The organism is Paraburkholderia sp. MM5482-R2 (genome assembly GCF_050436125.1).
Taxonomy (GTDB): domain Bacteria; phylum Pseudomonadota; class Gammaproteobacteria; order Burkholderiales; family Burkholderiaceae; genus Paraburkholderia; species Paraburkholderia tuberum.
This window is the reverse complement of the sequence record NZ_JBNDLP010000003.1, coordinates 1,986,384-2,006,695: the sequence shown is the minus strand read 5'-3', so window position 1 is coordinate 2,006,695 and position 20,312 is coordinate 1,986,384. Positions and strand designations below refer to the sequence as shown.

Below are 20,312 nucleotides of genomic sequence, written 5' to 3'. Positions count from 1 at the left end.
GCCGCTTTACATCGGCGGCGTCACGCCATGCTCGCCGGCCGAAATGAAATTTGCCGCCATCGCGCCGTCCGCCTCCTTGTGCGCGAACAGCACGACCTTCGTGCCGGGCGTGAGCAACGCGCGGCTGCCCGGCTCCAGACTGACGATGGGTACGTCCTGCGGAATCACGATCTTCTTTTCGCCATCCTTGTACTTGACGGTAATCGTGCGGCCGTTGCTGACCAAGAGCGAGCCGACCGTGCCGTTCGTCATCGTGCTGTTCGCGCCGAGATCCCACGGCCGATGACCTTCGCCCGAACCGCGCATGCTCGGCGGGAATACATGCACTTCGAGCGCCTTCAACGTGCCGTCGGGCTGCGGAATCGCGGCGGTGCCGACGTAGCTGTCCGGCTTGATGTCGCTCACGTTGGCGAGCGTGACGCCGCGAATCGGCGTGTCGGCGGCGAGCTTCACGTCGACGTCCTGACCATTGCGCGTGTGGACTTTGAGCAGATCGCCCGACAGCGACGTCACCGTGCCGCGCACGCCGGTCGGCGCGGCGGTCTGGGCCGAAGCCGCGAACGTCGTCGCGAGCAGCGCGGCGGCGAGTGCGGGGACGGCGAGGGCGCGCAGCGTTCGTGCGCGGGCGATCTTGATTCGGGTCTTCATGAGGCAACTCCAGGAAGGGATGCAGCGTGGTGGACGGTGCGTTCAGACTAGCCGTCGCATCGGCTCGTCAGAGTGACGGGAGGATGACAAAAACGTCATCAAGGGTCGATGGCGGCCACGTAGAATGGCCGCCGGGAGCGCTGCGGTTGTTCTCGAGCGCTGTCATCAGGCTTTTTTGCGCGTGCGAGCGCGGCCTTTACGGTCGCATCGCGCGAGAGGAGCAGCGAGCATCATGAGCATTCTGGTCATCGAAGACGATCCGAAAACCGGCGACTATCTGAAGAAGGGCCTGCGCGAGCATGGCTACGCGGTCGACCTCGCGCGCACCGGCACGGACGGCCTGCATCTGGCGCTCGAGCATGAATACGAACTGGTCGTTCTCGACGTGATGCTGCCCGGCATCGACGGTTGGGAAATCATGCGGGCGTTGCGTGCGCGGCGCGATCTGCGGGTGATTTTCCTGACCGCGCGCGATCAGGTCAGCGACCGCATTCGCGGTCTCGAACTCGGCGCCGATGACTATCTGGTCAAACCGTTTTCGTTTACCGAGCTGGTGCTGCGCGTTCGCACGCTGTTGCGCCGTGGCGTGATCCGCGAGAGCGACGTGTTCGAAGTCGCCGACCTCAAGCTCGACGTATTGCGCCGCCGGGTCACGCGCGAGGGCGTCGACATTGCGCTGACCAACAAGGAGTTCATGCTGCTGCATCTGCTGGTGCGGCGCGAGGGCGAAGCGCTGTCACGCTCGCAGATCGCATCTGAGGTGTGGGACATGAACTTCGATAGCGACACCAACGTGGTCGACGTGGCGATCAAGCGCTTGCGCGCGAAGGTCGATCACCCGTTCGAGCGGAAGCTGATTCACACGGTGCGCAGCATCGGCTACACGTTCGGCGACGGTGCATGAAACGCTGGACCGAACGCTCGCTGATCGCGCGCACCACGTTGCTGTTCGCGCTGATCGCCTGCGCGGTGATCGGCTCGCTCGGCGCGTATTTCTATCATTCCGCCGAAGTCTCGCTGCAACGCCGCGCCGACGTCGTGCTGAGCGGCCGTGTCGAGCATTTCAGCCGCATCGTGCACGACCTTTATTCGGTCAGCGAATTAAAAAAGCGCCCGCTGCTGTTCGAGACGATGCTCGGCGCGGAAGAGGACGTGCTGATCTTCCGGCGGCCGGGCGAAGCGCCGTTCGTCGACGTGAATCCGGGCAGGCTCGCGGTGCCTGATCTACCGGTCGGCCCGGTGGGCAATCCGCCGGGTGCCGCCGACATGCGTCAGACGCGCCTCTCCGACGGCGTGCCGGTGCATTGGGCGATTGCGACCGCGACAGCGCGCGAGGATGGCGCCGAAGTCGAGGTGATCGCAGGCCATCCGATGACGAACGAAATGCGCATGCTGGACGAATACCGCAACCGCATCGTGCTGGCGACGCTGAGCGGCATGCTGGCCGCGACGCTGCTCGCTTACGGCGTGCTGCGCCGCGCGCTGCGACCGGTTCGCGAGATCGCCACGCGGGCCGCGCAAATCAGTCCGACGAACCTGGCGGTCCGGCTCGACGACGAAGCGGCGCCGGTGGAACTGCGTCAACTCACACACGCGTTCAACGCGATGCTCGATCGTCTCGCCGACGGCTATCAACGCCTGCAGCAGTTTTCCGCCGATCTCGCGCACGAGATTCGCACGCCGGTCGGCGCGCTGGTCGGCCAAACCCAGGTGGCGCTCGCCCAGCCGCGCGAAGCCGACGAATATCAGCAACTGCTCGAATCGAATCTCGAGGAGTTGAATCGCCTGAGCCATATCGCGGAGAACATCCTGTTTCTCGCGCATGCGGATCATGCGGCGTTGTCGATCGAGCGGCAGCCGGTCGATCTGCATGGCGAGCTCATCAGGATCGCCGACTATTTCGAAGGCCTGGCCGACGAACGCGGGATGCGTTTCGAAGTCGACGCGGCGGGCGTCGCGTCTGCGAATCCGATGCTGTGCCGGCGCGCCATCAACAATCTGGTCGTCAACGCGGTGCGTTACGGCGCGGGCGACACGATCGTGCGCCTGCGCGGCGCGCAGGACGAAGCAGGCGCGCTGGTGACGGTCGAAAACGAGGGCGAGCCGATTCCCGCCGTGCAACTCGACCGGCTGTTCGACCGCTTCTATCGCGGCGACGCGGCGCGCAGCGCGCTCACCGAATCGAACGGACTCGGGCTCGCGATCGTGAAGGCGATCATGCATCTGCATGGCGGCGGCGCGCGTGTGGTGTGTCCGCGACCGGGCGTCGTGCGCTTCGAGCTGCGCTTTCCGGGTGCGTGACTTGCTAGCGGGGTAGGTCCGGCGCAGCCTCAGCCGACGCCGCCTATACTTTTCAAAGCGCTTTGAAAGGACCGTTCGCTGCCGAACTCACCAGGAGTCGCATCATGGTCAAGCTCGCTTTGTATGTCCGTCTGGAAGCCAAGCCCGGCAAGGAAAAGGAAGTCGAGGCGTTTTTGCTCGGCGGCCTGCCGCTCGTCGAGCAGGAGCCGGCCACCGCCGCGTGGTTCGGTCTGAAGCTCGGTCCGTCGACGTACGCCATTTTCGACGCGTTCGAAGACGAAGCCGGCCGCGACGCGCATCTGAACGGCAAGGTCGCGGCCGCGTTGATGGAGAAGGCGGGCGAGCTGTTCGCGGCGCCACCGAGCATCGTCAAGCTGGATGTGCTCGCGGCCAAGCTGCCGGGCTGAAGTCGAGCGTTGCGTTGGCGTGAGAACGCCTGACGCCGGCGAGCGTTACTTCGCCGCCGCGTCCGCCCCCGGCTGCGCCCCGTAGTGCGCGCGCTTTTCCTCGTACATCAGCAGGTCGGCGCGCTGCACGCCCGCTTCCAGCCGATCGCCGCGCTGGCAGGTTGCCGCGCCCATCGAGAAGCTCAGCGGCGAGCCCGGATAGAACTGGTTGTTCATCTCGACGAGCTGGCGGATCGCGTCGATCATCGCCGCGCCGCCGCGCTCATCGGTATCGGGCATCAGGACCGCGAACTCGTCGCCGCCGATGCGGGCCGCGTGGAACGGTGATTCCATCGCCTTCGCGAGCACTTCGCCGGCACGCCGCAGCAGCGCGTCGCCGGCCGCGTGACCGAGCTGATCGTTCACGCGCTTCAGGCCGTTCAGGTCGGCCATGATGATCGTCACGGGCCACGGTCCCTTGCGTTCGAGCCGGTTCAGCTCGTCGACGTAGAACGAGCGGTTGCGCAGCTTGGTCAGCACGTCGTGCTTGCCGAGGAATTCGAGGTAGGCCTCGGCCTTCTTGCGCGCGGTGATGTCGGTCAGCGCGACGAGTACGAGGTCCCAGTCCTGTTCGTGGCCTGGCAGCACCGAGAATTGCAGGTGTACGTGCACCTCGTTGCCGTCGAGTGAATAGTTGAGCACCTCGCGCTGCTGGAACAGCTTGTTGTCCCACAGTTCGATCAACTGCTCGCGGAAATGCGGACGCATGTCGTCGCGGAACACGTCGGCGAGGCGCGCGAGCAGCGTTTTCTTGTCCTTCGCGCCGAACATCCCGAGCGTGTGATGGTTGACGTCGAGCACATGGATTTCAGCCATGCAGCGTTCGACGAACTCAGGATGGACGTCGGTAAACACGCGGAAATCGTTGATGCCGGCCGCGCGCGCGCCGTCGAGCAGGCGTTTGATGGCGCTGAAATCCTCGACCCACAGCGATACCGGCGAATGCTCGAAGAGCCCGCGCGCGTATTCCTCCGCTTGCGCGACGCGGCGCCGCGCGCCTTCGAGCTCGGTGATGTCTTCGGTCGACACCAGCACGCGGTCCCAGCGTTCCTCGTGACCGGGCAGCACCGCGCCTTTCAGCAGTACGTCGAGGCGCCGTCCACCGAGCGTGTAGTTGACCGTGTGGCTCGTGAAGTTCGACTGTCCGGCCCACAGCTGGCACAGCTCTTCGAGGTGCGTTTTCAGCATGTCGTCGCGGAACACCGAGGCGAGATTGCTCGTCAGCGTGTCGAAATCGGCGGCCTCGAATTGCGTGAGCGTCTGGCGATTGACCTTGATCACGTGGATGCGATGAGCGCATTCGGCGACGCGGCGCGGGTCTTCGGCGAAATGGGCGCGCAGATCGGTCACGCCGGCGGCTCGCCACGCGTCGAACAATGCGCGCACGCCGCTGAAATCTTCGAGCCACAGCGACACGGGCGCGAGTTCGAACATCCCGGAGTCGTCGTTGATGGGCGCGGAGCCGCTCGTGAGGGTATCCAGCATGAGGTTCTCGGGGGCGGAAGTGCGGCTATTTTAGACAGGTTGGCGCCGGCCGAAAATGAAAGACGATTGGCCTGTCGTTTTTGCGCAGATGTGATATGAAGCGCAGGCGGCGACCGAGGTCCGCTATTTCTGATCGTCGCGCGCCGCGCGCGTGCCGATGTACTCGTATTCCTCGGTATTGAGCCGCGAAATGCGCAGTTCGACCGCGCTGCGGCGATACGAGTACGCGATGCGCCGGATCTCGAGCAGCGGCGCGCCGACTTCGACGCCTAGTTGTGTGCTTTCGAGCTCATTGGCGAGCGCAACGCTCACATGCTCATCGGTCTCGACCACGTTGATGCCGAAACCGTCCTGATAGAAGTTGTACAGTGTGTTCGGCCGGTTGCGCAGCTTGCTTTCCGTCAAGCCGGGAAACAGCGCTTCGGGCACGGTGATATGTTCGATCAGCACGGTCTTGCCGTGCAGCGCGAGCCCGTTGACGAACTGCAGAACGCGCGCGCCGGTGTCGATGCCGAGCGCGGCGGCCGCCTCGCGCGAGGCACGCGCCTTCCTGAACCCGATCAGCGTGACGACCGGGTAGGCCTTGTCGCCGTCGCGCCGCACGATGCGAAAGAAGCGGAAGAAGTGCCGGTCGCGCTGATGCATCGCCACGAACGTGCCGAGCCCCTGATGACGGATCAGAATGTTCTCGGCGCACAGTTCGTCGATGGCTTTGCGCAGCGTGCCGATCGACACGCCGAAGCGTTCGGCGAGGCGCTTTTCCGAAGGAATGCATTCGCCGCCTTTCCATTCGCCGGCCGCGAGCGCCGCGAGAATCGCGCTCTTGACCTCCTTGTACCGTGTGCCTCCCACTGCGGGCGCATTGATCGCGAGCGTGCTCATGAAAACCTCTGGGATACGCGAGTCGTGCCGCTCGCCGGGGTTGAACCTGCCCTGATTCTAAACGACCAGATCATCTAATCCATCTGGATGAATCGTATGTTGTCGGTGAATCGCGACAACAGCCCGGTTCTCGCCCAGTCGTCTAACACATATATATGACCTAGTTGACATTGGGTAAGTCGCCGCCTAATATCGATTCACCGCGGCGCACCTGGCTGCGCTGCCCCGGCGGCACCCTCACCGCATTCAAACTACGAATGGAGACGCTCATGAGCAATCCCACGGCAGACATCAACGACACCGCAGCGGGCGCGTCGGCGCCGCGCAGAACGATCCACATCGTGCTGCACGAGGCGAAAGACACGGTCGGCGTGGCGGTGGTCGAGGGCATCAAGGCGGGCACGCTGCTCAACGCATGGATCATGGACGACGACGAAATCGTCACCGTGCCGGCGAAGCAGGACATTCCGATCGGTCACAAGATCGCGCTGAAGGACATGGCCGTTGGCGACACGGTGTTCAAGTACGGCGTCGACATCGGCAAGGTGGTCGCGCCGATCAAGGCCGGCGAGCACGCCCACGTGCACAACATCAAGACGAAGCGCTGGTAGGCCGAGCAGCGCCGCGCGCACCGCGCTCGATGGCATGATGCTGCCGTTCGGCAGCGCGAAAGGCGCGATGCTCGCGCTCGTGGTCGAACTGCTGGCCGCCGCGCTGAGCGGCGCGAACTTCGGCTACGAAGCGGGCTCGTTCCTGACCGAGGAGGGCGAGCGCTCGCGCATCGGCCACCTGTTCTGGGTGATCGACCCGGGCGCGCTGGCCGGCGACGACGCGTATCTGTCGCGTGTCGAGGCGCTGATCGAGATGATGCTGATGGATGACGACGTGCGCCTGCCCGGTTATCGCCGGGAGCAGCTTGCGCAGGCGGCATACGAGGAGGGCGTCGAAATTCCGGATGCGCTGATCGCGCAACTGGAGGGCCGCGCTTAAACGAGCGTCCCAGCGCACCCAACCGATCTCACCCGGCTGGACACGCCGTCGAAAAAAGCGCATAGCTGAAAGCGAAACCGAAACTATCGGTGCGCCAGATAGTTTTGCTCGCAAATCGCGATTTCCCTTGTGAGGCAGGTGCGAATACGATGGTCGGTATCGTATGAGCAGCGCGTATGACGCGCGCTTCGGCCCACCAGAAGCAACGACGGAGATGGCCATGGAGCACCACGCCCGCACGCAGAACGAACGGCTCGATGTCAAGACCACCACCTGCTACATGTGCGCGTGCCGCTGCGGCATCCGGGTGCATCTGCGCGACGGCGAGGTGCGCTATATCGACGGCAATCCGGAGCATCCGCTCAATCAGGGCGTCATCTGCGCGAAGGGTGCCTCCGGCATCATGAAGCAGTACTCGCCCGCGCGCCTTACGCAGCCTTTGATGCGCAAGGCCGGCGCGCAGCGCGGCAGCGCGCAGTTCGAGCCGGTCTCGTGGGACACCGCGTTCGACGTGCTCGAAAAGCGTCTCGCCGCGATTCGCTCGAGCGATCCGAAGAAGTTCGCGCTGTTCACGGGCCGCGACCAGATGCAGGCGCTGACCGGCCTGTTCGCCAAGCAGTTCGGTACGCCTAACTATGCGGCGCACGGCGGCTTTTGCTCGTCGAACATGGCGGCCGGCATGATCTATACGATCGGCGGTTCGTTCTGGGAATTCGGCGGACCGGATCTCGACAGCGCGAAGCTGTTCTTCATGATCGGCACCGCGGAAGATCATCATTCGAATCCGCTGAAGATCGCGATTGCGAAGTTCAAGCGCGCGGGTGGCCGCTTCATCGCGATCAATCCGATCCGCACCGGCTATGCGGCGATCGCCGACGAATGGGTGCCGATCAAGCCTGGCACCGACGGCGCGCTGTTCATGGCGTTCCTGCACGAACTGATCGCCGCCGACGCGTGGGATCACGAGTTCGTGCAGCGCTACACGAACGCGGCGGAGCTGATCGATCTCGACGAAGCGAGCGAAAACTTCGGTTTGTTCGTGCGCGATCCCGAACGGGCCGAAGGCAATCCGCTGTTTCCGCAGAATCATCTGTGGTGGGACCCGGCCACCCAGCGCGCGATGCCGCATCATGCGAGCGGCGTGAGGCCCGCGCTCGACGGCCGTTACACGCTCGACAACGGCAAGCCGGTAACGCCGTCGTTTGCGTTGCTGCGCGAGCGCGTCGCCGAGTGCACGCCCGAATGGGCGGCGGCGATCACCGGCATCGCGGCCGAGACGATCCGGCGGCTCGCCGGAGAGATGATCGAGACGGGCCGTCGGCACCGCATCACGCTGCCGATCCGCTGGACCGACGCGTGGGGCGAAACGCACGAGACGGTCACGGGCAACCCGGTCGCTTTTCATGCGATGCGCGGGCTCGCCGCGCATTCGAACGGCTTTCAGTCGATCCGCGCGCTCGCCGTGCTGATGTCGCTCCTGGGCACGATCGACCGGCCCGGCGGCTTTCGTCACAAGTCGCCGTTTCCGCGCGCGGTGCCGCCATCGGCGAAACCACCGAACGACCCCGCCGCGGTGAAGCCCAATACACCGCTTGCGACGGGCCCGCTAGGCTGGCCCGCCGCGCCCGAGGATCTGTTCATCGACGAACACGGCGCTCCGGTGCGCATCGACCGGGCGTTCTCGTGGGAATATCCGCTCGCGGTGCACGGCGTCATGCACAGCGTGATCACCAACGCGTGGCGCGGCGATCCGTATCCCATCGACACGCTGATGATTTTCATGGCCAACATGGCGTGGAATTCGTCGATGAACACGATGAAGGTGCGCGAGATGCTCGCCGACAAACACGCGAACGGCGACTACAAGATTCCGTTTCTCGTCGTGTGCGACGCGTTCCAGTCGGAGATGACCGCGTTCGCCGATCTGATCCTGCCGGACACGACTTACCTCGAACGTTACGACGCGATGTCGATGCTCGACCGGCCGATCTCCGAGTTCGACGGCCCCGTCGATTCGGTGCGTGTACCGGTCGTGCCGCCGACCGGCGAATGCAAGCCGTTCCAGGAAGTGCTGATCGAACTGGCGTCGCGCCTGAGGTTTCCGGCGTTCACCAATGAGGATGGCGGCCGGCGCTTTCGCGACTATCCGGACTTCATCGTCAATCACACGACGTCACCCGGTTCCGGGGTCGGCTTTCTGATCGGCTGGCGCGGCAAGGATGGCGACAAGGCGCTCGTCGGCGAGCCGAATCCGAATCAATGGGAGCAGTACGCGAAGAACAACTGCGTATTCCATTACCGCTTGCCCGAGACCTTGCAGTACATGCGCAACTGCAACGGACCGTATCTCGACTGGGCGGTCAAAAACGGTTTTCGCAAATTCAGCGAACCGATTCTGATCCAGCTTTACTCGGACGTGATGCAGAAGTTCAGGCTCGCCGCGCAAGGACGCACGAGCGGCCGGCAGCCGCCCGACCATCTGCGCGCGCGCGTCGACAGGTACTTCGATCCGCTGCCGTTCTGGTACGCACCGCTCGAAAGCGCGGCGACGGATCTCGCGCGATTCCCGCTCGCCGCGGTCACCCAGCGGCCGATGGCGATGTATCACTCGTGGGATTCGCAGAACGCGTGGCTGCGGCAGATTCATGGGGAAAACTACCTTTATGTGAATCCGAAAACGGCGAGCGCGAACGGCATCGCCGACGGCAGCTGGATCTACGTCGAATCGCAATGGGGCCGCGTGCGCTGTATGGCGCGCTACAGCGAGACCGTCGAACCGGGCACCGTATGGACGTGGAACGCGATCGGCAAAGCGGCGGGCGCATGGAATCTCGGTCCGGACGCGAACGAATCGCAGCGCGGCTTCCTGCTCAATCACCTGATCACCGACGAACTGCCGGGCTGCGACGAGGCACCCGCGCGCATGTCGAACTCCGATCCGGTGACGGGCCAGGCCGCCTGGTACGACGTGCGCGTGCGCATCTATCCGGCCGAAGCCGACGCGCGGCACACGCTGCCGCAGTTCGAGGCGATGCCCGAATTGCCCGGCGCGGTTGCACAGAAGAGTGTGGTGTCGCGCATCGTCCAGACCTATTTCGCGGGACGCGGAGAGTTCGCGGCTCGCCTGCGCGGGACGTTGCGCCGCGCCGAAACTAACGGCGACGACCGCTAAAGCCACGGCAAGGAGCTTGCAATGACCCAGATGGCGCTGGTGATCGATCTGAATGTATGCGTGGGATGCCAGGCGTGCGTGACGAGCTGCAAGGAATGGAACACGTCAGGCGAATCGGGCAGCCTCGCCGATTTCAATCCTTACGACGCGGACCCGTCAGGCACGTTCTTCAACCGCGTGCAGAGTTTCGAAGCGGGCAGTTTCCCCGACACGGAGATGATCCATTTCCCGAAGTCGTGCCTGCATTGCGAGGACCCGCCGTGCGTGCCGGTGTGTCCCACGGGCGCGAGCTACAAGCGCAAGGAAGACGGTCTCGTGCTGGTCGATTTCGATCGCTGCATCGGCTGCAAGTATTGCGCCTGGGCGTGCCCGTACGGCGCGCGCGAACTCGACGAAGCGCGCAAGGAGATGACCAAGTGCACGCTGTGCGTCGATCGCATTCATGACGAGCATCTGTCCGAGCGCGATCGCAAGCCGGCCTGCGTGCTCGCATGTCCGACATCCGCGCGGCTGTTCGGCGATATCCACGATCCGGAGTCGGTGGTGTCGCAAGCGATCCGCGAGCGCGGCGGCTATCAGTTGATGCCGGAGTGGGGCACGCGTCCCGCGAATCACTATTTGCCGCGCGTGCCGATCACGTCCGCGAGTTGCGGCGGCGACGGGTGCTCGTGCAAATCGTCAGGAACGACCACCGGCGATGCCACGCACACGTCGGGCTCGCCCGACTCGCAGCTCGAGGGGCAGCTCGCGCATGGCGAAGTGCATCTCGCGTCGATCGCGAAGCGCATTTGAACGACAACGAGGCCATACGATGAATCCGGCTTTTTCCGTAGTCTTCCTGACCACGCTGAGCGGCGCGGCGCAGGGGCTGTTGATCGCGCTCGTCGGCGTCGAGAGTGCGGCGTGCCTGGGCGTCGTTGCGCAACCCGCCGCCACCGCGTTCTACGTGAGCGGCGCGGCGCTCGCGGTGCTGCTGGGCGGTCTTGGTCTGATCGCGTCGTTCTTCCATCTAGGCCATCCGGAACGCGCGTGGCGCGCGATCGCGATGTGGCGCACCTCGTGGCTGTCGCGCGAATGCCTGTGCCTGCCGGCGTTTCTGGCGTGCGCGTTCCTGTATGGCGTCGCGCACTGGCTCGGCTCGCCGTGGTCGCTCGCGCTCGGCTGGCTCGGTGTGCTCGCGAGCGCCGCGCTGTTCGTCTGCTCCGCGATGATCTATGCGTGCCTGCGCTTTCTGCAGGAGTGGGCGACGCCGCTGACGCTGGTGAACTTCGTGCTGCTCGGCTGCGCATCGGGCTTGACGCTCGCGACCGCACTGAGCGCATGGTTCGCGCCCGCGCTGACGGCGGGACTGGCGGTCTGCGCGTGCCTGCTGACGCTCGCCGGTTGCGCGAGCCGCTACGCGTCGCTCATGCGCAATGCGCGCTTGCGGCCGAAATCGACGGTGCAGAGCGCGACGGGCATCCGCAATCCGAAGCTCGTGCAGGTGTCACGAGGCTTCACCGCCGGTGCGTTCAATTTGCGGGAGTTCTTTCACGGCAAATCGGCGCGGACGTTGCGTGGCGTCAAATGGGGCTTTCTCGTGGGTGCGTTCGTCGTGCCGGTCGTGTTGATCGTGCTGGGCGCGGGGCTGCGTTCGCCTGGCGGGTCGTTCGGCTTGCTGGCCGCGGCTTGTCTCGTGCAGTATGCGGGGCTCGTGGCGGAGCGCTGGTTTTTCTTCGCGGAGGCGAAGCATCCGCAGAATCTTTACTACGCGAGGGTGGGGTGAGGCATAGCCTTCAACGAGCGCGTTCGGCCTGGGTGCCAGCGCGCTCCTCGCCTCACACTACCCGCACGCCCCCACCTCCCCACACGCGGTGCAAAAATCGCAGCCGTCCTTGCGAATCACCGCATTCGCGCCGCACGAAGCGCATTTGCGTCCGAGCATCGTGTGCAGTCCTTGCGTGCCGTTCGGCTGCAGCAAGGTGTCGGCGCTATCCGCTGGATTCGGACGGATGCCGAAATCGGCGGACAGCGCCATGTCGGTTTTCATGTGCCCGCGCGGCAAACGCGCGAGCATCCGCGACGCGACCTGATTGCCCTCGGCGTCGAGAAAGCCGCGTCGATACAGGATTTGCTGGATCGCGAACGCGAGCGCCGCCACTTCGGAATCGTGCCAGCGCGGCGCGCGATGACCGTCGAGACGCTGCACGTCGCCAAGCCGCACCTGTCCGCGATCCCATGACACCTTGCGCATATCCTGCAGATTGCGCGCGACGAAGCCGCCGCGCGCGGCCAGCGACAGCGAACGCATCGTCGCGGTGATCCACTGCTGCGACTCGTCGCGCTGACCGGTCGGAATGAAGAACTCGATCGGCCGCTCGATCGTCACGTCCTCGCCGCCGAGCCGCCCCGTCACCTCGATGAAGGACGCCGCGACGTACAGCGACTTCTTGCCCGCCTGGGTCAGATACTCGACCTTCTCGATGATCGCCGGCAACTCGCCTCTGGGCCGATGATCGATCGCGATACGCAGCGGGTCCTGGTCCATCTCGGCGAGCGTGTCGTCGGCCTGCGCGGGCGTCACGCTCAGCACCGCGCCGAGCGTGTCGTTGGGGCGATAGGTGGCAAGGCCCTTCAGCCCGCTTTTCCATGCATCGAAGTAGAGGCTTTCGAACGCGTCGAACGGATAGTCGGCTGGCACGTTGACGGTCTTCGAGATCGACGTGTCGACGTATGGCTGGACCGCCGCCATCATGTCGAGATGGTCGCGCGCCGACATCTGCAGCGCGCTGACGAAGTAGTCGGGTAGCCGGCTCACGTCGCCGCCGAGTTCGCGATAGAGCCGGTACGCGTAGTCCTCGACGTCGAACGATTCGCGGCCGCCGTCGGCCATCACTTTCACGCGCGTATAAGTCCACGAGAACGCCGGCTCGATGCCGTTCGACGCGTTGTCGGCGAACGCGAGGCTCACGGTGCCGGTCGGCGCGATCGACAGCAGGTGGCTGTTGCGAATGCCGTCGCGGCGAATCGCCTGCTGAATGTCATCGGGCAGGCGCGACGCGAACGTGCCGGCTTCCAGATAGCGCGCGGCGTCGAACAGCTCGAACGCGCCGCGCTCCTTCGCGAGTTCGACCGATGCGCGATACGCCTCGTCACGCATCAGCCGCGCGATGCGCACCGCGAAATCGCGGCCTTCCTGCGAGTTGTAGCGCAGGCCCAACATTACGAGCGTATCGCCGAGGCCGGTGAAGCCGACGCCGATGCGCCGCTTCGCGCGCGATTCGTCGTATTGCTGCGGCAGCGGCCACAGCGTGACGTCGAGCACGTCGTCGAGAAAACGCACCTGCGTGCGGGTGCGCCGCGCGAGGCCGTCCCAGTCGAACGACGGCTGGCGGCCCTGCAACTGCGCAAACGGATCGACGACGAAGCGCGTCAGATTGAGCGGCCCCAGATTGCAGCAGCCGTACGCGGGCAGCGGCTGCTCGCCGCACGGATTGGTGGCTCGGATCGTTTCGACGGCGCGCAGATTGTTGTCCTCGTTCATCCGCGAGATGAACACGATGCCGGGCTCGGCGACGTCGTACGTCGAGCGCATGATGCGGTCCCAGATCGCGCGCGCCGGGTGTTCGCTGTAGACCCACAGGCCGTCTTCGCGCTGCCGCACGTCGCCGGCCGCGCGCAGCGCCGGCGACGGCTCGGCGCGATGGACCAGTTGCCACGGCTCGTCGTTTTCGACCGCGCGCATGAACTCGTCGGTGACGCTGACCGACACGTTGAAGTTGTTCCAGCGTCCCTTCGAATGCTTGGCCTCGATGAATTCGAGCAGGTCGGGGTGGTCGCAGTCGAGCACCGCCATCTGCGCGCCGCGCCGCGAGCCCGCGCTTTCGACGGTACGGCACGACGCGTCGAACACGTCCATGTAGCTGCACGGACCCGAGGCGGCCGAACTCGTGGTGTGAACGCGCGCGCCCTTCGGCCGGATCGCGGAGAAGTTGTAGCCGACGCCGCCGCCGCGCCGCATCGTTTCGGCCGCCTCCAGCAGCGCCACGTAGATGCCGGGCAAGCCCTGTTCATCGACGCCCTGGATCGAATCGCCAACCGGCTGCACGAAGCAGTTGATCAGCGTCGCGGCGATACCGCTGCCCGCCGCGCTCATGATGCGGCCCGCGCCGAGCGCGCCGTGGCGCATGTTGTCGACGAACTGTTCCTCGACCGACGCGCGCATCTCGGGCTGCTCGGCCTCGGCGACGCCGCGCGCGACGCGGCGATATACATCGTCGGCCGATTGCTCGTCGCCTTTCGCATACTTTTCGAGCAGCACGTCGAGAGAGAACTGCTGCGGCGGGATTAGCAAAGCGGGAGGAGCGGAGGAGGCGGGAGGCGTGGAAGCGGCGTTGGCCGCGCGGGTTTGCGGCGTGTCTTCTGCCATGATCGGCCCTCAAACGGCGTCGCGGCGGGCGCGGCGCGGTGGTGGAAGGCGCGCGGCCGGCACCGGATAGCGAGCCGGCGGTCGGGCGGGCGCAACGAGTCCACCTTAACGCACGAGGCGCGGGGCGGCAACCGGCAGCGGGGCCGGCGCGGCGCCGCATCTTGCGATGCCGCGGCCGCCGGGCACGCGCGCGCTAAGGGCACGTGGGCAGTAGGGAGATCGCCCCCGGAACAACGGGTTGAAAACCGCGCTTAGTGCGCGGGACTCGGGAACGTTCCGTGCGTCAGGCCGCTTCAAGCAGCGGTTCGAGGATTTCCGCGCAGATCATGGCGGACGCATTCGACGGCGCCGGGCGCTCGGCCGGCTTGAACACCGGGTCACCGCGACGGATCTTGCGGCGCGACACCGCGCAGGTGCCGGAAGAATGCGCCGAGCGACGGCGCCAGCGCTGCTCACCGTAGTGGCAGCGGCCCGGCTCGACCCAGCGGATCACCAGCGTCGTGTCGGAGCTCTCGAGAATTTCGATGCGTACGCCATTGCTACCGTCGAGGGGGATGGACTCCAGGGTCATCATCGGCTCCGTGTTGTGGAGTGCCGAATGTAGTCCCGCGCGCGCCGGATAGCTATTGTGTCACCGTTGAAACACCGTTCCGGAATTAGCAATAATCAGACTTGACATTAGCGATTTGCCGAAACCACAGGCGTTGCAAGCATTTTTTATGTGATTTTTTAATAAGGCATATTTTTGCAACGCTGTGTTGCCTGTGGCGCGACGGGGAGGGCGGCCGGGAAAGAGGCGGCAACGCTTCCTTTAAGATGTCGAATGTCGGGCGGCGAACTGAGCCGTCAGTGTAGCGGGTTTGAATTTTTCAGGTCGGCTCGCGCGCACACCGTTCAAAAACACAAGAGTTCACATGATTCCACGCCCTCCCGCCGTCCCCCCCAACTCTCCCGAAGCGTCGTCCGTCGCCGCCGAGCGCCTGAAAAAGCAGAAGGCCGCATCGATCGTGCTCTATATCGGTCTCGCGCTGCTCGCATTGTGGGTGGTGCGCGATTTCATCGTGGTGGTGGCGTGGGCCGGGGTCGTCGCGATCGCGCTGTGGCCGCTGCTGCACAAGGTGGCGGGCAGCCACTGGTTCAAGGGGCGCGCGACCTTGCTCGCGACGGTCTTCACGCTGGTGATCGCCGTGCTCGTGCTGCTGCCGGTCGGGCTCGGCATCGCCCAGGCGCTGCGCGAGGCGCACGATCTGAACGACTGGTTCCGCAGCGTGCAGGAGAACGGCATCGCGCTGCCGGACTTCATCAACCGTCTACCTTTCGGCGTGCAGCAGATCACTTCCTGGTGGCAGGCCAATCTTGCTCAGCCGCTGCGCGACTCGGCCGCGATGAAAGGCTTGCACAGCAATACGGTGATGACGCTCGGCCGGCATTTCGGCGCGCGCGCCGCGCATGCGGCAATGGTGTTCGCGTTCATGCTGGTCACGCTGTTCGTGATTTTTCAGGCGGGGCCGCGGTTGTCCGGCTCGCTGCTGAAGGCCGCGCGACGCGGTTTCGGCGATAGCGGCGCGGACCTCGTCGCGCATATGGGTACCGCGGTGCGCGGCACTGTGTCGGGGTTGATCGTGGTCGGCGTCGGCGAAGGCCTGTTGCTTGGCGTCGCCTACTTCGTGACCGGGCTGCCGCATGCGGCGCTGCTCGGCTTCGTCACGGCGATCGCCGCGATGCTGCCGTTCTGCGCGCCGATCGTGTTCGGTCTCGCGGCACTGTGGCTGCTCGTGCAGGGCTCGATGGTCGCGGCGGCCGGGCTGCTGGTGTTCGGCGCGGTCGTCGTGTTCGTCGCCGAGCACTTCGTGCGGCCGGTGCTGATCGGCAGCTCGACGCGCCTGCCGTTTCTGCTCGTGCTGTTCGGCATTCTCGGCGGCGCGGAGACGTTCGGGCTGCTAGGGATTTTCATCGGCCCCGCGTTGATGACGGTGCTGATGGTGCTGTGGACCGATCTCGTGGAGTAGCGCGGGCGTCGAGGGCCGCGGGGCTGGGCGGCCGTGCGCCTCGCGTGCCGCGCCGGCTCAAGGGCGCTGATTCGACGGATGCTCCTGCGCCGGCGGCTTCACGCAGCCGAGCGTGTATTTGAGCGCGGCGGGCAACAGCGCGCTCCACACGTCCCACGTGTGGCCGCCGTCGATGATGCGCAGCGCCGCCGGATTGCCCGCGAGCCGCAGATGCGTGTATAGCAGCGAGGCGTCGGCCTGGATGTCGAGGTCGTCGTCGCCGGATGCGATGAACATCGGCAGGCGATACGCCTGGCTCATGTAGCGGTCCCACTGCGCCGGATAGTTGAGCTCGTGCCACACGCGCGGATCGAACCGGCGCTCGCCGAACACGCCGACCCGCCGTGCCGCCGACGCGCGCGGCGGCTCGTTCGCGTAGATCGCCGGACTGAGCAGCAGCGCGCCGCAAAACATCCCGGGCTGCGTCAGCGCGTAGCGCAGCGCGCCGAAGCCGCCCATCGACACGCCGCCGATCATCCGGCCGCCGCGCTGCGTCGCGACCGCGTAGTGCGTTTCGATCTCGGGCAGCAGATCGTCGAAGAACGCGCTCTCCATCTTTTCCTTGCGGTCGACGTACCAGTCCGTGCCGCCTTGCGGCATCACGATGACGACCGGGGCAATCTCCTTGCGCTCGATCAGCGTGTCCGCGGCGTTCTGCAAATGACCTTGCGTGAGCCAGTCGTTGGCGTCGCCGTTATTGCCGTGCAGCAGGTAGAGCACCGGCAGGCGCGGACCGTCCGCGCGATAGCCGCCCGGCAGGTAGATCGTGTAGTTCCAGTCGCGGCCGAGCGCATCGGAATGGAAGCTGCGGCTCGCGACCGTGCTCGCGAATGCGGGCGCGCCGACGGCGCAGGCAAGCAGTGCGAGGGCGAAACTGAGGAATCGACGCATGTCAGTAGGGAAGGACGGCGGGCGCGGGACTCGCGCGCGGCCGTCATGCTATCAGCATTGGCGCCAGATTTGAGATGGAAAGTGGCGCAGAGAAGGACGGCGCTTTATGCGCGCAAAGTTCTTCGGGCGCCAAGGGGACGTCAAGTGCCCCGAGAATCGCGACGCGTCAGGGACGCGCTCGAAGGGCGCTCGAAACGTTGCCGAAAAGTTCTTCAGCCCGACGTCCGCAGCCGCCCGTCCACGAGCCGCCCGACGACCCGCTTCAGCGGTTCCACGGCCAACGCGACGGCAAACAGCGCGCCGACCGCGGCCGCATCGGCGAGCAGTCCGAGCGGATAGTTCAGGTAACCATCGGTCGCCGCGTAGAGCAGCGAGTCGATCACCAGCGAAATCACCGCGCCGGCAATGAAGCACAGCAAACCCTGACGCCCGATCACGCCGACCCACGGCAGCCGCCGCGCGACCTTCTTCGCCCAGCCGAGCTCGACCAGATTGGCGACGAGCCACGCGATCGCGAGGAAGTTCCCAGCGCGCAGGTAGGACAGGTTCTGCTTGAGGCTCGCGGCAAGTGGCGCATGCAGCACAACGAGCTTGTAGTACGCGGCGCCCACGACCACCGCGAACGCCAGCACGCTGACGAGCCACCCGGATCGATGCGCGCTGGTGCGCTGATATACCGGCTGGCAGCGCGCGAGCACGCCGAGCACGAACATCAGTTGCCACGCGAACGGGTTGAAGTCCCAGTGCATGTCGGGCGCGGCGGGAAGGTACTGACTGATCGCCGGTGCGCCGGCCCACAGCGCGACGCTGCCGGCGACCAGCAGCCAAGGCTTGCTGCGCGCGAGCGGCAGGATCGCGGGCACCAGCAGCGCGAAGAACGCGTACATCGGCAGCACGGACGCGAGGTACGGCTGGCGGCGTAGCAGCACGATGTCGCGCAGCGCGGCAAGCGGCGTGTCGATCAGGTCGTCGAGATCGGTCGTGGCGAGATTCGGCCCGTCGATGCTGAATGCGGTTAGCACCGCGCTGACCAGCAGCATCAGCCCGGCGGTGACGAGAAACGCGCGATAGATCTCGAACGAGCGGCGCAGGAAGCGGCCGCGCGCGATCGTCTCATTGCGCCGCTCGGCGAGCGTCGCATAGGCGGTGGCGGTCGCGAAGCCGCCGAGGAACACGAATACTTCGGCGGCATCGCACAGCGCGTACGCATGCAGCGTCACGCGCGACAGGATGCTGCCGCCGATGTGGTCGACGACGATGATCAGCAGAACCAGTCCGCGGAAAAAGTCGAGCTCGATCAGGCGGGAAGATGACTTGGCCATTGTTTGCGTCAAAAGCAGCCCCGTGCGACGGCGCGCTGATCCAGCGCGGCGGGCGTCTCACAAGGCTTTTTAATATGGGATTGGGTGCTGCGGCGGTGAGGTGATCCGTGCTGGCGTCGCCTGTGGCCCATCTCGCCACGCTCGACCGGTATCGCAAGGCGGCCGTGTCAGCGGGCTGTGAAGATGACCTTCGCTGTGACGCCGAGTTCCGTTGCATCGCAGCAAGGCGCAGGATTATATTTCTTTTCATGACAATGACGCAGCGAGACGGGCAGCAGCGGCTGCTGTTTACCTGAAGCGACGTTACGAAAAAAGAGGCAGCAACACGCAGTGGAGAATTAGCAACATTCTCGATGCTTGGCGCATCCACTCATGGACGCCCGGACGATGTCATGTGAGGATTTCCGGAAAAGCGCAGCCATTGGAGCAGTCTTCAGAACTGCTGGAAAAGTGACGAGAATAAAGAGCAAAGAGAACAAAGCGGCCGGATCGAGTTGTCCTATCACTCGCGGTGCAGGGAGATCATCATGAACAAGCAAGTGTTCGCGCTGGCTGTCTCCATTGCTGCGTCTGCCGTTCTTGCCGCGCCTGCCGCCGCGCAGACTAGCGTCACGCTGTACGGCGTGATCGACGAAGGCATCAACTACACGAACAATGTCGGCCACGGCCATGTTTATGAACTCGCCAGCGGTCTTGCGCAGGGAAGCCGCTGGGGCCTGAAGGGCTCCGAAGATCTCGGCGGCGGCCTGAAGGCGATCTTCCAGCTCGAGAATGGTTTCGATCTGAATTCCGGGCGGCTCGGGCAGGGCGGCCGCCTGTTCGGCCGGCAGGCTTTCGTCGGACTCAGTTCAGAGGCGTACGGCACGCTGACGTTCGGCCGGCAATACGACTCGGTCGTCGATTATCTCGCGCAGACCACGGCCAACGGCAACTGGGGCGGCGAGCTGTTCTCGCATCCGTACGACAACGACAACACCGACAACACGTTCCGCCTCGATAACACCGTCAAGTACACGACCCCGTCGATCTCGGGCTTCCAGTTCGGCGGCACCTACAGCTTCAGCAACGACACGAACTTCGCCAACAATCGCGCCTACAGCTTCGGCGGCCAGTACACGTATGGCGGGCTGCTGGTCGCGGCCGCCTATCTGCAGGCCGACAATCCGGGCAACGGCTCGAACGGGGCGATCACCGCGAACGACGCCGGCTTCGTCGCGACGCGCCTGCGCGTGTTCGGCGGCGGCATCACCTATACGTTCGGACCGGCGACGGCGGGCTTCGTCTATAGCAACTCGAACTACCTGGAGCCGACCGCAAACGGCTATCTCGGCATCGAGCCGCTGGTGCCGCTCGTGCCCGTCACACCGCCGGGCGTGCTGCTGAATTCGCTCAAGTATCAGAACTTCGAGATCAACGGCAAATATCAGATTTCGCCGGTGCTGTTCGTCGGCGCGCAGTACGTGTACACGATGGAAACCTACGACGCATCGAACGGCGGCGTGAAGCCGCGCATCCATACGTTCGGCCTGATGGCCGACTACAACCTGTCCAAGCGCACCGACCTCTATCTGCAGGGCGCCTATCAACAGGTCACCGGCGATTCCACGCTATCGATCCTCGATTTCGCATTCATCCCCGGCACGCAGTCGCCGTCGTCGACGTCGAAGCAGGTCGTCGTGCGTGCGGCGATCCGGCATAAGTTCTAGTTCGCTGCCCTTC

General features: G+C 65.1%; 17 protein-coding genes and 1 pseudogene. 11 read left to right on the top strand and 7 right to left on the bottom strand.

The genetic code is table 11. The annotated features are described in order from the left end of the window. Positions 1 to 6 precede the first annotated feature (6 nt). Positions 7 to 648, bottom strand: coding sequence for a hypothetical protein (locus OKW37_RS31275; protein ID WP_429403220.1), 642 nt, complete (start codon positions 646 to 648; stop codon positions 7 to 9). Positions 649 to 880: 232 nt separating this feature from the next. On the opposite strand from OKW37_RS31275, the gene OKW37_RS31270 reads away from it, so the two are divergent. The 3 genes from OKW37_RS31270 to OKW37_RS31260 all read left to right on the top strand — a co-directional run bounded on the left by OKW37_RS31270 (position 881) and on the right by OKW37_RS31260 (position 3,356). After that, on the top strand, positions 881 to 1,552 hold the full coding sequence (locus tag OKW37_RS31270) for a heavy metal response regulator transcription factor (protein ID WP_429403219.1): 672 nt from the start codon (positions 881 to 883) through the stop codon (positions 1,550 to 1,552). Beyond that, positions 1,549 to 2,949, top strand: coding sequence for a heavy metal sensor histidine kinase (locus OKW37_RS31265; protein WP_429403218.1), 1,401 nt, complete (start codon positions 1,549 to 1,551; stop codon positions 2,947 to 2,949). The genes OKW37_RS31270 and OKW37_RS31265 overlap by 4 nt, the downstream gene beginning before the upstream one ends. A 104-nt stretch (positions 2,950 to 3,053) precedes the next feature. Next, a complete protein-coding gene (locus OKW37_RS31260; protein WP_429403217.1) occupies positions 3,054 to 3,356 on the top strand; it encodes a putative quinol monooxygenase in 303 nt (100 codons plus the stop codon). A gap of 45 nt (positions 3,357 to 3,401) precedes the next feature. Here the strand turns inward: OKW37_RS31260 and OKW37_RS31255 are convergent, their stop codons facing one another. Together OKW37_RS31255 and OKW37_RS31250 are read right to left on the bottom strand one after the other, a co-directional pair. Further along, entirely contained in the window at positions 3,402 to 4,880 is a 1,479-nt protein-coding gene (locus tag OKW37_RS31255; protein WP_429403216.1) for a diguanylate cyclase domain-containing protein, read from the bottom strand. Positions 4,881 to 5,003: 123 nt separating this feature from the next. Next, positions 5,004 to 5,762, bottom strand: a complete 759-nt coding sequence (locus OKW37_RS31250) for a GntR family transcriptional regulator (protein WP_429403215.1) — start codon at positions 5,760 to 5,762, stop codon at positions 5,004 to 5,006. Positions 5,763 to 6,031: 269 nt separating this feature from the next. Here OKW37_RS31250 and OKW37_RS31245 point away from each other — a divergent pair, with 269 nt between their 5' ends. The 5 genes and pseudogenes from OKW37_RS31245 (at position 6,032) to OKW37_RS31225 (ending at position 11,689) form a co-directional block, all read left to right on the top strand. Next, a complete protein-coding gene (locus tag OKW37_RS31245) occupies positions 6,032 to 6,373 on the top strand; it encodes a UxaA family hydrolase (RefSeq protein WP_187610244.1) in 342 nt (113 codons plus the stop codon). Beyond that, positions 6,369 to 6,752, top strand: a pseudogene (locus OKW37_RS31240) (Ldh family oxidoreductase); the annotation flags it as partial. The gene OKW37_RS31245 and the pseudogene OKW37_RS31240, both read left to right, overlap by 5 nt. 220 nt (positions 6,753 to 6,972) lie before the next feature. Continuing rightward, positions 6,973 to 9,924 carry a molybdopterin-dependent oxidoreductase gene (locus OKW37_RS31235; RefSeq protein WP_429403214.1) on the top strand — a complete coding sequence of 984 codons (2,952 nt, stop codon included), beginning with the start codon at positions 6,973 to 6,975 and terminating at the stop codon, positions 9,922 to 9,924. Positions 9,925 to 9,945: 21 nt separating this feature from the next. Next, complete coding sequence (locus tag OKW37_RS31230) at positions 9,946 to 10,716, top strand: 4Fe-4S dicluster domain-containing protein (protein ID WP_429403213.1); 771 nt, start codon at positions 9,946 to 9,948, stop codon at positions 10,714 to 10,716. A 19-nt stretch (positions 10,717 to 10,735) separates the two neighbouring features. Continuing rightward, complete coding sequence (locus OKW37_RS31225; protein ID WP_184067176.1) at positions 10,736 to 11,689, top strand: dimethyl sulfoxide reductase anchor subunit family protein; 954 nt, start codon at positions 10,736 to 10,738, stop codon at positions 11,687 to 11,689. A 57-nt stretch (positions 11,690 to 11,746) separates the two neighbouring features. Here OKW37_RS31225 and OKW37_RS31220 read toward each other — a convergent pair whose 3' ends face one another. After that, positions 11,747 to 14,332: an adenosylcobalamin-dependent ribonucleoside-diphosphate reductase gene (locus OKW37_RS31220; protein ID WP_429403212.1), complete on the bottom strand. Its 2,586-nt coding sequence runs from the start codon at positions 14,330 to 14,332 to the stop codon at positions 11,747 to 11,749. A 283-nt stretch (positions 14,333 to 14,615) separates the two neighbouring features. Beyond that, positions 14,616 to 14,903: a DUF3331 domain-containing protein gene (locus tag OKW37_RS31215; RefSeq protein WP_013091570.1), complete on the bottom strand. Its 288-nt coding sequence runs from the start codon at positions 14,901 to 14,903 to the stop codon at positions 14,616 to 14,618. Between the two features lie 343 nt (positions 14,904 to 15,246). Between OKW37_RS31215 and OKW37_RS31210 the strand changes: the two genes are divergently transcribed. Next, a complete protein-coding gene (locus OKW37_RS31210; protein WP_429403211.1) occupies positions 15,247 to 16,341 on the top strand; it encodes an AI-2E family transporter in 1,095 nt (364 codons plus the stop codon). A gap of 57 nt (positions 16,342 to 16,398) precedes the next feature. Here the strand turns inward: OKW37_RS31210 and OKW37_RS31205 are convergent, their stop codons facing one another. Further along, positions 16,399 to 17,271, bottom strand: coding sequence for an alpha/beta hydrolase (locus OKW37_RS31205; RefSeq protein ID WP_429403210.1), 873 nt, complete (start codon positions 17,269 to 17,271; stop codon positions 16,399 to 16,401). A 212-nt stretch (positions 17,272 to 17,483) separates the two neighbouring features. After that, positions 17,484 to 18,593 carry an OpgC domain-containing protein gene (locus OKW37_RS31200; RefSeq protein ID WP_429403209.1) on the bottom strand — a complete coding sequence of 370 codons (1,110 nt, stop codon included), beginning with the start codon at positions 18,591 to 18,593 and terminating at the stop codon, positions 17,484 to 17,486. A gap of 211 nt (positions 18,594 to 18,804) precedes the next feature. Between OKW37_RS31200 and OKW37_RS31195 the strand changes: the two genes are divergently transcribed. Both OKW37_RS31195 and OKW37_RS31190 read left to right on the top strand, forming a co-directional pair. Continuing rightward, entirely contained in the window at positions 18,805 to 19,047 is a 243-nt protein-coding gene (locus OKW37_RS31195; protein ID WP_143037192.1) for a hypothetical protein, read from the top strand. A 73-nt stretch (positions 19,048 to 19,120) separates the two neighbouring features. Further along, positions 19,121 to 20,299, top strand: a complete 1,179-nt coding sequence (locus OKW37_RS31190) for a porin (protein ID WP_184067193.1) — start codon at positions 19,121 to 19,123, stop codon at positions 20,297 to 20,299. Positions 20,300 to 20,312: the final 13 nt, after the last annotated feature.

Coding starts and splice junctions, on each gene's coding strand:
- OKW37_RS31260 (WP_429403217.1), top strand. CDS start 3,054: ATGGTCAAGCTCGCTTTGTATGTCCGTCTGGAAGCCAAGCCCGGCAAG.
- OKW37_RS31205 (WP_429403210.1), bottom strand. CDS start 17,271: ATGCGTCGATTCCTCAGTTTCGCCCTCGCACTGCTTGCCTGCGCCGTC.
- OKW37_RS31200 (WP_429403209.1), bottom strand. CDS start 18,593: ATGGCCAAGTCATCTTCCCGCCTGATCGAGCTCGACTTTTTCCGCGGA.
- OKW37_RS31270 (WP_429403219.1), top strand. CDS start 881: ATGAGCATTCTGGTCATCGAAGACGATCCGAAAACCGGCGACTATCTG.
- OKW37_RS31265 (WP_429403218.1), top strand. CDS start 1,549: ATGAAACGCTGGACCGAACGCTCGCTGATCGCGCGCACCACGTTGCTG.
- OKW37_RS31190 (WP_184067193.1), top strand. CDS start 19,121: ATGAACAAGCAAGTGTTCGCGCTGGCTGTCTCCATTGCTGCGTCTGCC.
- OKW37_RS31250 (WP_429403215.1), bottom strand. CDS start 5,762: ATGAGCACGCTCGCGATCAATGCGCCCGCAGTGGGAGGCACACGGTAC.
- OKW37_RS31215 (WP_013091570.1), bottom strand. CDS start 14,903: ATGACCCTGGAGTCCATCCCCCTCGACGGTAGCAATGGCGTACGCATC.
- OKW37_RS31255 (WP_429403216.1), bottom strand. CDS start 4,880: ATGCTGGATACCCTCACGAGCGGCTCCGCGCCCATCAACGACGACTCC.
- OKW37_RS31275 (WP_429403220.1), bottom strand. CDS start 648: ATGAAGACCCGAATCAAGATCGCCCGCGCACGAACGCTGCGCGCCCTC.
- OKW37_RS31245 (WP_187610244.1), top strand. CDS start 6,032: ATGAGCAATCCCACGGCAGACATCAACGACACCGCAGCGGGCGCGTCG.
- OKW37_RS31235 (WP_429403214.1), top strand. CDS start 6,973: ATGGAGCACCACGCCCGCACGCAGAACGAACGGCTCGATGTCAAGACC.
- OKW37_RS31210 (WP_429403211.1), top strand. CDS start 15,247: ATGATTCCACGCCCTCCCGCCGTCCCCCCCAACTCTCCCGAAGCGTCG.
- OKW37_RS31225 (WP_184067176.1), top strand. CDS start 10,736: ATGAATCCGGCTTTTTCCGTAGTCTTCCTGACCACGCTGAGCGGCGCG.
- OKW37_RS31230 (WP_429403213.1), top strand. CDS start 9,946: ATGACCCAGATGGCGCTGGTGATCGATCTGAATGTATGCGTGGGATGC.
- OKW37_RS31220 (WP_429403212.1), bottom strand. CDS start 14,332: ATGGCAGAAGACACGCCGCAAACCCGCGCGGCCAACGCCGCTTCCACG.